We start from the raw sequence: 11,748 nt of genomic DNA, 5'->3' as shown, positions 1-11,748 counted from the left end.
ACTGGCCCTAACAAAAGCGGGTTGATCATGTGACTGTCGGCTTGGTCGCTCGTTGATGGGGGCATGGGGAAGCGTCAGTCGCGGCCATGGATCGTGTCGGACGAACTGTGGTCGCTGATCGAGCCGTTGCTGCCCGAACCGGCACCGAAGCAGGTTGAGGGACGGCCGCGGCTGCCCGACCGTCAGGCCTTGTGCGGCATCCTGTTCGTCCTGCACACGGGTATCCAGTGGGAGTACCTGCCCCAGGAGCTCGGCTTCGGATCGGGCATGACGTGCTGGCGGCGCCTGGCGGCCTGGAACGAGGCCGGCGTCTGGGACCAGCTGCACCAGCTGCTGCTGAACAAGCTGCGGTCGAAGAACCAGCTGGACTGGTCCCGGGCGGTGATCGACTCCTCCCACGTCCGGGCCGCACGCAGGGGCCCAAAAGCGGACCCAGCCCGGTCGACCGCGCACGACCGGGCAGCAAGCACCACATCATCACCGACGGTCAGGGCATCCCGCTCGCGGTGTCGCTGACCGGCGGAAACCGCAACGACGTCACCCAGCTCCTGCCCCTGCTCGACAAGATTCCAGCGGTCGCGGGAGTCGTCGGCCGGCCACGACGCCGCCCGGACATGCTCTTCGCCGACCGCGGCTACGACCATGACAAGTACCGCCGGCTCCTTCGCGAGCGGGGCATCCGACCGGTGATCGCCGAACGTGGCCAGCCGCACGGCACCGGCCTGGGCACCTTCCGCTGGGTCGTCGAGCGGACGATCTCCTGGCTGCACGGCTTCCGCCGCCTGCGCATCCGCTGGGAAAGACGCGACGACATCCACGAGGCCTTCCTCGGCCTCGCCGTCTGCCTGATCACCTACCGCCACGTCCAGAGGCTTTGTTAGGGCCAGTTACTGGCAGGCGTGTGGCTGTGGGGGCAGATGTTCGGGTTCAGTGAGCCCACCACCGCCACGACACCACCGGCGGATCCGAAGCCCGCGCCCAGCGCGACAGTCGACCGTTGATGGGCCGGTTACGTCTGCGGCGCCCTCGTGGTGCCGCAGAGCTCATCGCAGCTGCTGTGGTCGTTCTGGCCGTGCTCGTCCTGGCGGCGCGGACGGTGGCCACAGCGGTCGGCGTACTGAAGGCGGCCTGGCCGGCCTTGCTGGCTCTCGCCCTGGTCACGGGGATCGTTGCGGTGTGCCGGATGATGCAGGCGGCCGCGGTGCGGCGTCGCGAGAGGGAGCGGCTGGCCACTCTCTGGATCATGCTCACGGAGTTCGACGCCATGGACGACCGTCGCTTCGAGTGTGCCCTGCGGGATCTGCTGGTCCGCGACGGCTGGCCGGCCCGCAGAGTGGGTGGCGGCGGTGATCAGGCCGCCGACGTCATCGGTGACCATCCGCAGCGCGGCCGGATCGTGAGCGCGGCCGGATCGTGGTGCAGGCCAAGCACACCCGTGTCGGCGGAAAGGTGGGCTCATCGGTGATGTACGAGGTGAAGGGGACGGCCGGGCCTGTCCACAAAGCCGATCAGGCTGTCGTCGTCACCAACGGGGCCTTCACCCGCGATGCCATGGAGTGGGGTGATCGGCACGGCGTCCACTGGATCGACCGGGAGAGGCTACGACGCTGGGCCGAGGATGGTGCCGCTCTGCACGAGCTTCTCGGCGTGTCTGCGCGCTCCCGCCCGAGCAGGTTCAGGCGTGCGGCCTGACCGGCAGAGGGCCCGACGCCGTCCGACACGTCTGGGGGTGTGGTGTTCGACGAAGACGGGTCACTCGACCCGCTGCTGAAGCTCCTGCTGTGTGTGGTCATCGCGCTGGCCGTCGGCAAGAAGCTCTGGGAATGGCTCACCGAGGACGTCGGCCAGTGAATCATCGTGGAACTGTGGGGACTGATAGCCGATCACCCGTGGTGGACCGGGCTCGTCGTCGCCGACGGACTGTCCGCGCTGCTCCTGCTCGGCAGAGTTCTGTCAATCGTGTTCGGTGCGGATGCCTACGCCAGCGCGGACGACACGTTCGTTGCTCCGTCCGGCGATGCAATCGAAGCGGACGTGCTGACCTTCAAGATGAAGCAGCTCTCGTCGATGAGCGCGACGGGTTTCGAGTAGGCGTGCACGGATCTCCTGGCCCGTGGACGGATTTCGGTGGCACACGGGGGTTGGAGGCGCCGGTGACCTTGGCGCGGACGTCACTGCCCGGGATGACGACGACCGCCTCCTGATCGTGCATTGGAAGCAGTATCAGATCCCAGTCGGCTCAGGCGGCCCCGAGGGCCCGGCACCCAGGGGCCGGCCGCACGTGGAGGCGAACTCCCCGCCCTCTCCCGCCCTCACGGCACCCCCGGCCGGGTGGTGCGGGGCTGCCCGGCCGCCGCGATCAACCTCATCTCAAGGAGAATCCGTTGGCTTCCACCGACAACCCCTGTACGGCTGCGTTGAGGAGTTCCGGACGACCGCCCGATTCCTCAAGGTCATGTCGGCCCAGCCGCTACGACACGGCAGGCGTCGATGGCTGCGACGGCGGTCAGGAGGGCGAGGGAGAGGATGCGGGTCTTGGCGCGGGTGGTGAGCGGGATGGTGTCGGGCCCGTGCGGTCCTTCAGCCTGTGCGGATGATCTCCAAAGTCGGGGGCAGCATCTCCGCTCCGACGACCCTTGCCGCGGCGGGCAGCCTGAGCGTGCGGAGGGAGAACACATGCCGCAGTGAACTCACGTCGATGTCGGGAAGAGGGGTCTCAAACGTCAGGTCGGTCAGACGGGGAAACGGGGCAAGCCACTCCCAGGAGCAACGGAGATCTGCGGCGACGGACAGCCCCATGAGACGATCAGGTACGCAGAATTGTTTGATTTCTTCGGGACTGAGACGAGAGGTGACCTTCAAGAAGGATCTTCCGCCCAAGCGACGTAGAGTCCGCAGTTCCCTACTGCTCGAGACCACGAAATAGAGGTCGTCCTCGTCAAGGTGCGCAATGACCTCTTCCGCGTAGCGGTCGGTGTCGAACCTGCTCCAGGCGTGAGCCAGTTCGGCACGTACCCGTAGGTCGCTCACGGTCCGGAAGCGGGTCAGCACAGGAATCGCCGCGTCGGTGCCGATGCGGGTCGCGGTGAGGACAGTGAAGTAGGCCTCGTCAGGGGTGAGGTTCTCCGGACCTGGCAGCAGCTCCAACACGACCGGGCCGACATCTGCCAGTCCGCGGGCTTGAGTCACCGACCGGGGTGGAATGAGCTTCTCGGCGCGATGTTGGACTTTGGATCGCACGGCAGGGTCCAGTTCGGTGGCATCGTCCAGGCAGGCTGCAGCCAGCAGATGGAGACGGTGGCGGACATCCTTCGTTTTGTCGCCGCGTTCAATCAGTCCGGTGAGCAACCGGGTGCGTTCTGCCGGACGAGCATGGGCCACAGCCATGCGGATTACGTCTTCCCACTGGTCAAGGTGAGCATTTCCGCCAAGAAAGTCGAAGTCGAGGCTCTCCACGGCGGCTCGGGCGCCCAGATAGTCTTGAAAGGTCCTGTGGATGAACTGCATGGTGCCTTCAATGGGCTCGATGAGCAGCCCGCTTCGGACAAGTAGGTGGTGGTAGATCTGATGCACGGTGCCCTGTTCGGCGACCCGTGGCATCGCCGTCAACGCCTGAGAAAGAAGGCCCAGGACGTCCTTTGCGTCCATTTCCGAACGGCCGTTGCGGATCAGCCAGTACGCAAGTTTCTGTACCAGCTGTACCTGGTGAGTTTCCCCAATGCGCATGGCGCCGGTTTTGTAGATGCCGCGTTCGCGGTCTCTGCGGGACAGGAGCATGGACAGCGCCGCGTCGTAGAGCTCCTTACGTCCATCGGGCAGATAGCCCCTCCGGTCACGATGCAGCGCACAGATCAGCGCACACATGAGCGGATTGGTGGCGAGCCTGGCGAGTTCCTGCTTGGCCTGTACGGCGTAGAGCAGTTCCTTGCTGTACGCGTCTGCGCTGCCGGCCGCTTTGTGCCATCGCCTGATGAACGCGGCGACATCCTCACGGCTCATGGGAGCCAGGTCCAGCTCCGTGAAATCCTCGCCCGCCAGCCAGTGTTCCCGCACAGCAGAGGGGCGCGAGGTGACGAGCCAATGGTTCTTAGGGTATGAAGCGATCAGGTCCCGCAGCCAGGTTCGGGCTTCGTCGCGTTCCCCCTCGGGCATCTCGTCGATGCCGTCGATCAGCATCAGCCCGCGCCCGTCGCTGAGCACCCGGTCGTACCACCCCGTGGGCTGGGCATGAGCGATCGGACACCCAACCGCCGACAGGAACTCGTTCGGGGCGGGCAGCTTTGCTCCGGCACGGGTCAGTGACCGCATGGGCAGCACGAACGGCACCAGGCCGTGGAGGTAGAGGAGTCGTTCGTCGAGGTCGTTACGGGCCGTACTCACCGCCAGCCACTGCACAAGTGTGGTCTTGCCGGAACCCGCCACTCCTCGCAACAGCACCCGGCTGCGGCCGGCCAGAACCTGCTCAGCAGGCAGCAACAACGGAATGTCGCCGTCCGAGGTGCCTGTTGCCTCCAGGCTCAGATAGGCAGCATCGAGAGGCCACGACCCCGAAGTTTCGGACAAATCGAGGCCAAAGATGGTCAGCTTGCCGTGTTTCTGTGAGATGTAGCTTGTGTAGCGCTCCTCGAAACTTCCGTCCGCCGGCGAAGGTGTGCGCAGGATGAGCATGTCGATCTTCGAGGACAGTTCCTCGATCCGGCGACTCTGCTCGACCAGCGTGCGGGGTACGAAGGTAGACCTCGTGGTAAAGAAGTGCAGGATGTGGAGGCATGCGGTATTCACCACGTTTGTGTGGAGTAACACCGCATCGCTCGAGAGGCCAAGCGTGGCTGCCTGGTTGCCGGCGCGAAGGCGTCGAGACAGTTCCAGATGGCCGAGCTGGACTGCCTGGACGTCGTCCATGTCGAGATGGCCCAAGGAGCCCAGTGAGTGCGTGACTGCGTTCACTACCGCATGCTGCTCGAAGCTCGGAAGGCGCTCCGACACGCCGGTCGACTGTGCCGCGCGCTCCACCAGTTCCTCCGCGATCTTGCGGAGCTCGGCGTCTGAGAGAGTTCGCTTCTCGCCACGGAACGACACCAGGCTGGAGACGCGCACAGGCCGGTCGACGAGGCCCGCACCGGGCCCATCCGTCACAAACAGTTTCTTCACCAGCGGGACGACAACGCTGGAGGCTAATCGTGCCCCGATGCTCACAGGTTCCATGACGGCTTCAGCATAGAACTCCCGGGCTGAGCGGGGTTGTTCAACGGGTCATCATGCACCGAAGAGCCGCCGGAACGATCAAGCGCGGACAAAAGGCGTAACTGCTCAGATGCCCAGATGGCTGGGTAAGCCCACGAGCAGGTAAAGCACTCTGGATGCGGTCTCCCGGGGCGGGGACGCGCCTGCCTCCTGTGCGGAAAGGCAGACGCTCGCCGCTCCTCTGGGCGGGTTCAATCGCGGAGGGCTCCTGTGGTCCGTCTGCGGAGGACTCTGCTCTGCACGATCTCCTCGCCCGCCGTCTCCGGGGTAAGCGCGCCCGCACCGACACCATAGAGGTGCGGGCCGCGCGTCTGGCCGTTGTGGTTCTGTGCGCCGTAGGGCTGTCGCTGTCTGCTGGGTCCCGCAGGTCATATGACGGACTGACGGGTGTCCGGCGCCGGGGTCAGTGGACGCGATCCTGCTCCTGACCCACCACTACCACGGGGCACGCTGCGTGCTGGGCGCAGCGCTGGCTGACCGATCCCAGCATAGCCCGGGCGAAGCCGCCCCGGCCTCGGCGGCCCACGACGAGGAGTTCGGCTCCCTCCGAGGCGCGGATCAGCACCTCTGACGGGTCGCCCTCGACGAGGTGCTCTGTCAGGCCGGGGGGACGCTCGCCAGGGAAGACGGCACCCAGCTCTTCCGCGAAACGCTCTTGGGCCTGCTGCAGGTCGAAGTCGGGGTCGATCGCCGGTCCGCTCCAGCCGCGGGAGGACGGCGTGTCCCAGACGTGGATCGCTTCCACGGCACATCCGGTGGTACGCGCATAGCGGTCCGCCCACCGCAATGCCGCGTACGACGAAGGCGATCCGTCCACACCGACGACCACCCGTGGCCTCTCGGAGGATTCCATGGTCACCTCACTCTGCAATCGTGCACCTGCGCAATCCACGCTGCCCGCACCCGCACCGCCGCGCCAGCCGGGGAGTGCGCCCGATGGCGGTCAAGGGGCCGACGGCCCGGAGACGGGTCCGAGGCTGCGCAGCTACTGAAGATCTGTCCGGTCATGCCGGCCACAGGGAAACAGGGTCGACCGGCCCTGGCCGTCGGTCCCGCGGGAGGGGAAGACTGGTTGTCGACACCGGACGCATTCCGAGGAGCGATCCATGGTGGACAGCGAGCAGCCACGCCGGGAGGCGGCCATCAAGGTCTTCCTGCTGGACGACCACGCGGTCGTCCGGCGCGGGGTTCACGACCTCCTGGACGACGAACCGGACATCACGGTGGTCGGAGAAGCGGCCACCGTGGAGCAGGCGCTCGTGCGCGTTCCGGCGCTGCGTCCGGACGTGGCGGTGCTGGATGTGCGCCTTCCGGACGGCGACGGGGTGACCGTCTGCCGGGAGCTGCTCTCCCGCATGCCCGACCTGGCCTGCCTGATGCTGACCTCGTTCGACGACGAGGACGCACTGCTGGACTCGATCATGGCGGGTGCCGCCGGGTACGTCCTCAAGCAGATCGAGGGATCCGACCTGGTCTCGGCCGTCCGCACCGTGGCCCGCGGCCAGTCGCTGCTCGACCCGAGCGCCACCGCGAAGCTGATGGCGCGGCTGAGGGGCGGTGAGCAGCAGGAGGAGCCGGAGGCCCTGCCGGGTCTTACCCAGCGGGAGCGGGACATCCTGGCCCTCATCGGCGAAGGGCTTACCAACCGTGAGATCGGTCAGCGACTGTACCTCGCCGAGAAGACCGTGAAGAACCACATCTCCCGCCTGCTCGCCAAGCTGGGCGTGGAGCGTCGCATCCAGGCCGCCGTCATCGCCACCCAGGCGGAGGACCGGATGCGGGCAGAAGGGCATTGACCGCGCGCCGGGTCCTGTACTGGCGGGACCGCTGCAGGGCCGAACCGCCGGGGCCGCCCCTGCGGGGCTCGGTCCTCGCATCTGAGATCAGCGGCGTCGTATCAGACGCTGCCTGCCTCATGGTGACCCGCTTGTGTCGTCCGGGCGCCCTGTTCGCCCTGTACGTGGTGACCTGGTCCCCGTCTTCGGCCGGTACGAGAGTGAACGAGGCTGCGCCCCCGCCTTCGCGCCCCCTCACCTGCGCCCACGCACCGTCCTCCCGGCCGAGCCGCTACCGTGACAGGAGAGCGCGACACGGCCGTCGGACTGTCCGCGCGGCATGGAGGATCAGCGGTGGGAGGCTCCAAAGAGACTCGGGAGGCCCGCGTACGCCTGCCGCAGCTACGGCTGGACGAGCTGCTGGAGGAGTTGCAGGCGCGTTTGGACGCGGCCCGCGGCACGCGAGACCGGGTGCACAGCTTGTTGGAGGCGGTGCTGTCGGTCGGCCGGGAACTGGAACTGGAGCAGGTGCTGCACAGCATCGTCGAGGCCGCGTCGGCCCTCGTCGACGCGGAGTACGCCGCCCTCGGCGTGATCGGCCCCGATGGCAAGCGGCTGTCGGCCTTTCACACGGTGGGGGTCGACGAGGAGCAGATCGCACGTATCGGCCACTTCCCGGAGGGGCACGGCATCCTCGGCGAGCTGATCCGCCGCCCCGAGCCGCTGCGGCTGGCGAAGCTGTCCGAGCATCCCGCCTCTTACGGGTTCCCGGCCCACCATCCGCCGATGAACACTTTCCTGGGCGTCCCCATTCGGGTGCGCGATCAGGTATTCGGCAACCTGTACCTGACCGAGAAGCGAGGCGGGCAGCAGTTCGACGAGGACGACGAGTCGGTGCTGGCGACGCTGGCCGTGGCGGCTGGCGTGGCGATCGACAACGCCCGTCTGTATGAAGAGTCGCGCTTGCGTGAGCGCTGGCTCCAGGTCAACGCGGAGATCACGCACACCCTCATGTCAGGCGCCGACCAGGGTGACGTGCTGCGGCTGATCGCCGAGCGGGCCCGGGAGATCACTGTCTCGGCTCTCGCGGTGGTGGCCATGCCGGTTGGGGGCACCGACACGCTCGCGGTGGAGCTGGCGATCGGGCAGCAGGCCGAAGTGCTGAGCGGCGTGGTGCTGCCGGTGCGCGGCAGCCTCGTCGGTCAGGCCTTCCTCCAGGGCGCCCCGGTGGGCAGCCGTGATGTGTCCCGGGACGAGCGGGTCTGGGCCGGCACCTCACGCATCGGTGGCCTGGGGCCGGCCGTGGCCGTCCCCATTGGCTCCGGCGACGGTGGTGTCCGTGGCGTGGTCCTGCTCGTCCGAGAGGCCGGCCGCAGTCAGTTCACCGATCGCGAGACGGAGTCCTTGCAGGTCTTCGCCGCCCAGGCCGCCGTTGCGATGGAACTGGCGGAACGCCGTCAGGACGCCGAGCAGATCACCCTGCTGGAGGACCGTGACCGGATCGCCCGTGACCTGCACGACCTGGCGATCCAGCGGCTGTTCGCCACCGGGATGACACTGCAGAGCGCGGGTCGCCTCATCGAGCACGAGCAAGCCAAGGGGCGGGTGCTGCGAGCAGTGGGCGAGCTCGACGAGACCATCAAGATCATCAGGACGACAATCTTCGGCCTGCGCTCCCGGGACGACGCCACCGCTCCCGGACTGCGGGCCCGGGCGGTACGTGCAGTCGGCGAGGCCGCACCGGTCCTGGGCTTCGCTCCGGGCTTGCGCATGGAAGGACTCCTCGACACGCACGTGCCGAAGGAGATCGCCGACCACGTCATGGCCATCCTGTCCGAGTCCCTGACAAACATCGCCCGGCATGCCCACGCCGACCGCGCCGAGGTGGTACTCGAGACCGACGGCAAGCAGGTGCGGCTGACGGTCACCGACAACGGCGTGGGTATCTCGCCCGGGGGCCGCCGCAGCGGCCTGCGCAACATGGAGGAGCGCGCCCGGAAGCTCGGCGGTGCCCTGGAACTCGGCAGCCCGGAGGGTGGCGGGACCCGTCTCGTCTGGTGCGCGCCTGTGGGGCCGGTAGAAGGCTCGGCGGGGGCCTGATCGTCGAGGCGTCGTTCCGGGAGGCCACCACGAGTGCCGGGGCGGGTGACGTCGCCGGGAAGGTGTACGCGGACGTCCGCGCGAAGCGCCACGCCGCCCCCCGCGCTACAGCGCCAACGAGCCCAAGACCGTGCTGGTGATCCGGCCGCGCCGACGTCAGACGATTGCGCCGAGCGAGCCACCTCGCGGCCCCGTTCCAGGTTGGTCAGTTCGCCGCCTGACCCCAGTGAGAGGCGACCTGGCGCCATTCCGCCTCCCATGCGAGCCGTCGACGACGGTCGAGGCCGATGTGTATGCCGTAGTACCCGGCGGCAGTGGCCCCTGCGACGGCGAGCGACGCTGCCGCGCCTGTGACGACCGCGTCCATCTCCACCTGGGCACGTGTCGGCGGCCGGGGTACCAGCCGGTCCTGCTGGTCGGTCCAGGCGACGACGTGATCGCCGGTCTCCGCGCGTTCGTCGACCCAGGTGCGCCCCGAATGCCGGGTACCGTCGGGGGCCGTCCAGTGGACCGCGGCGAAGACCTGGTCGCCCGCCGTTGCACCGCTGTCGCCGTCACTGCGCGTGGCCGGGCCGACGACGGTGGCCGTGACGGCCTGCCGCTCCGCGCGCCGCTGCTCGAGGGCATCGGTCACCCCCTGACTGCTCACAATCCCTGCGACAGGTCCTCCCGCGGCGATGACCACCCAGGCGACCAGCAGCACCCAGCCCTCGAGCACGTCTTCGGGGCGGCGCAACGGATTACGTCGCCACCGCCACAGAGACCGCTGAGTACGTGTGCTCGCCCGCATGCCGCTCACCTCCGGTGCCGTCACCCTCAGCGTCACTTGGCGGGCGGTCCCCGGACAGGGCCGCATGGGCACCGTCACTCATCGTCCAGGGGCCGTTCGGCCCCTTTCGTGCTGGTCGGGGACTGATGCCCTGACCGGAATCGGCTCTCCGTGACCGTCCGAACGCGCCGCCGCGCGGCATGGGCAGACGTGGCGGTCACGAGCCGGTCGGCCTCCTGCGGCGTGCCGTTCATTCCGCGTCCTGCGGGTGCGCTGCCAACAGGACACCGGCCGAGAGAGGCGGTACCGGCCGGTGACTGCGGCACCCGACGCGACGGTGAGATGGTCAGCCTGCACCATGGGACTGAACTCAGCCGTACGAGTGCAGCGGCCACACAGGGGCGAGACCACGCTGGTCATCTCAGGCCTTGTTTGCCACATACGCCGTGTGGCCTACCGAGCACATCCGAGGGTCGAGGCGGATACCGGTGCGAGTGATGTCGGCCGCGATGGATCCTGACCGGGAGACTTCGAAGCACCCGCTGCGCCCCTGGACGAGGGTTGTCTGTGAACCGATCGGATCGACGACACCATGAGCGAGGACCGGTGTGTCCCTTGTGGGGCACGTCGAGGCCGTGACGGACCGAGAGGCTGCCTATCGACCCGGCCTACGGGTGAGGCAGGCACCGGCGGCACTGATCAGCCGGGACCTTCGGAACGCACCACGGACTGTTCGGCCCCAGGCACCGGTGGCGGAGCCGCAGTCGACTGGAATGAGGCAGCGGGCCGACGGCTCACCCACCCCCTCCGTCGGCAGCACAACGCTGCATCCTGACTCGGTAACGCGCACCCGAGGTGCGAGCATTGCCTGTCCTGGGCGATGCTGTTGAGCACGTGAGGTCGAGAACGATGAACCTGCCCCTGGTCGTCGGCGTCGACGGCTCCGAACCCAGCCTGCAGGCCGTCGACTGGGCGGCCGACGAGGCCACCCTTCACGGCTTGCCGCTGCACGTGGTGTTCGCTTCCCTTTGGGAGCGGTACGAGGGCGCGGCGTTGGCCCGCTCCCTTGGCAAGCCGTCCGCCCTGCTGCGCGCCGAAGACATCGTCCGGGCAGCGGCTCGGCGTGCCCGGAACCGCAGGCCCGATGTGCAGGTGACCACCGCGGTGGTGCCCGAGGAAGCCGAATACGCCTTGGCGCGTGCGGGACGTGAAGCCTTCGGGCTGGTCGTGGGAAACCGCGGCCGCAGCGGGCTCGCCGGTCTGCTGCTCGGCTCTGTCAGCCTGACCCTGGCGGCCGGGGCCACCTGCCCGGTGATCGTGATTCGCGGCAGCCATGGCAGCGGAGCTCTGGCCGGTCGGCAGGGCCGCATCGTCGTCGGTGTGGGAGAGGCGCCCGCGGCGGCCCTGCGGTTCGCCTACGCCGAGGCGCGGCTGCGTGCCGTTCCGCTGGAGGCCGTGCGGGCCTGGCGTTGCCCCGCGCACGAGACCGTCGACCATCCCTTGCTGACAGGGGAGCCCGCACGCCTGTACGAGGAGCGGGCTGCCAAGGAGCTGGAAGCCGCTCTCGCGGACGCACCGCGGGACGTGGACCTGCGCCGTCGTACCGCCGAGGGCCCCGCCCGAAGTGTGCTTCCGGCCGCCTCCCGCGAGGCCGCACTCCTGATCGTCGGTCGGCGCCGTCCCGGTCAGTTCGAGCCCCAGCTCGGCCGGGTCGCCTACACGGTCCTGCACCACGCAGCCTGTCCGGTCGTGGTCGTGCCCGAGCAAGTATGAGCCCACGGCCCCACTCGTGCAGCCGGGACGGCCTGCGGGCGAAGGGGGGGGCCGGCCGGCCCTGGGCTGCCCGGGTTGGCCCGTGGC

Annotated in this window: 7 protein-coding genes and 2 pseudogenes; 6 read left to right on the top strand and 3 right to left on the bottom strand. The window is 68.4% G+C overall.

Features of this window, described 5'->3' with window-relative positions:
• The first annotated feature begins 63 nt into the window (after positions 1–63).
• The 3 genes and pseudogenes from H0H10_RS26860 (at position 64) to H0H10_RS40245 (ending at position 2,091) form a co-directional block, all read left to right on the top strand.
• Positions 64–881: pseudogene (locus H0H10_RS26860) on the top strand (IS5 family transposase).
• 119 nt (positions 882–1,000) lie between these two features.
• Positions 1,001–1,692 (top strand): annotated as a pseudogene (locus H0H10_RS26855) (restriction endonuclease).
• Positions 1,693–1,857: 165 nt separating this feature from the next.
• A complete protein-coding gene (locus tag H0H10_RS40245) occupies positions 1,858–2,091 on the top strand; it encodes a hypothetical protein (RefSeq protein ID WP_223180474.1) in 234 nt (77 codons plus the stop codon).
• A 489-nt stretch (positions 2,092–2,580) separates the two neighbouring features.
• Here H0H10_RS40245 and H0H10_RS26845 read toward each other — a convergent pair whose 3' ends face one another.
• Together H0H10_RS26845 and H0H10_RS26840 are read right to left on the bottom strand one after the other, a co-directional pair.
• A complete protein-coding gene (locus H0H10_RS26845) occupies positions 2,581–5,205 on the bottom strand; it encodes an NACHT domain-containing protein (RefSeq protein WP_188183701.1) in 2,625 nt (874 codons plus the stop codon).
• A gap of 442 nt (positions 5,206–5,647) precedes the next feature.
• Positions 5,648–6,097 (bottom strand): universal stress protein, encoded by a 450-nt coding sequence (locus tag H0H10_RS26840; protein ID WP_188183700.1) that lies wholly within the window; start codon positions 6,095–6,097, stop codon positions 5,648–5,650.
• A gap of 253 nt (positions 6,098–6,350) precedes the next feature.
• Here H0H10_RS26840 and H0H10_RS26835 point away from each other — a divergent pair, with 253 nt between their 5' ends.
• A complete protein-coding gene (locus H0H10_RS26835) occupies positions 6,351–7,040 on the top strand; it encodes a response regulator (protein ID WP_188183699.1) in 690 nt (229 codons plus the stop codon).
• Positions 7,041–7,373: 333 nt separating this feature from the next.
• Positions 7,374–9,119 carry a sensor histidine kinase gene (locus H0H10_RS26830; protein WP_188183698.1) on the top strand — a complete coding sequence of 582 codons (1,746 nt, stop codon included), beginning with the start codon at positions 7,374–7,376 and terminating at the stop codon, positions 9,117–9,119.
• 205 nt (positions 9,120–9,324) lie between these two features.
• Here the strand turns inward: H0H10_RS26830 and H0H10_RS26825 are convergent, their stop codons facing one another.
• A complete protein-coding gene (locus H0H10_RS26825) occupies positions 9,325–9,909 on the bottom strand; it encodes an Rv1733c family protein (protein ID WP_188183697.1) in 585 nt (194 codons plus the stop codon).
• Positions 9,910–10,797: 888 nt separating this feature from the next.
• Here H0H10_RS26825 and H0H10_RS26820 point away from each other — a divergent pair.
• Positions 10,798–11,661 (top strand): universal stress protein, encoded by an 864-nt coding sequence (locus H0H10_RS26820; protein ID WP_188183696.1) that lies wholly within the window; start codon positions 10,798–10,800, stop codon positions 11,659–11,661.
• Positions 11,662–11,748 lie beyond the last annotated feature (87 nt).

It is taken from the genome of Streptomyces griseicoloratus (genome assembly GCF_014534645.1).
In the GTDB taxonomy this organism is placed as follows: Bacteria; Actinomycetota; Actinomycetes; order Streptomycetales; family Streptomycetaceae; genus Streptomyces; species Streptomyces griseicoloratus.
The sequence above is the reverse complement of the archived record's forward strand: the minus strand, read 5'-3'. Positions and strand labels throughout refer to the sequence as shown.

Excerpts from the sequence above, each read along its gene's own strand:
- H0H10_RS26835 (WP_188183699.1), top strand. The coding sequence starts at position 6,351 with ATGGTGGACAGCGAGCAGCCACGCCGGGAGGCGGCCATCAAGGTCTTC.
- H0H10_RS26825 (WP_188183697.1), bottom strand. The coding sequence starts at position 9,909 with ATGCGGGCGAGCACACGTACTCAGCGGTCTCTGTGGCGGTGGCGACGT.
- H0H10_RS26845 (WP_188183701.1), bottom strand. The coding sequence starts at position 5,205 with ATGGAACCTGTGAGCATCGGGGCACGATTAGCCTCCAGCGTTGTCGTC.
- H0H10_RS26840 (WP_188183700.1), bottom strand. The coding sequence starts at position 6,097 with ATGGAATCCTCCGAGAGGCCACGGGTGGTCGTCGGTGTGGACGGATCG.
- H0H10_RS26820 (WP_188183696.1), top strand. The coding sequence starts at position 10,798 with ATGAACCTGCCCCTGGTCGTCGGCGTCGACGGCTCCGAACCCAGCCTG.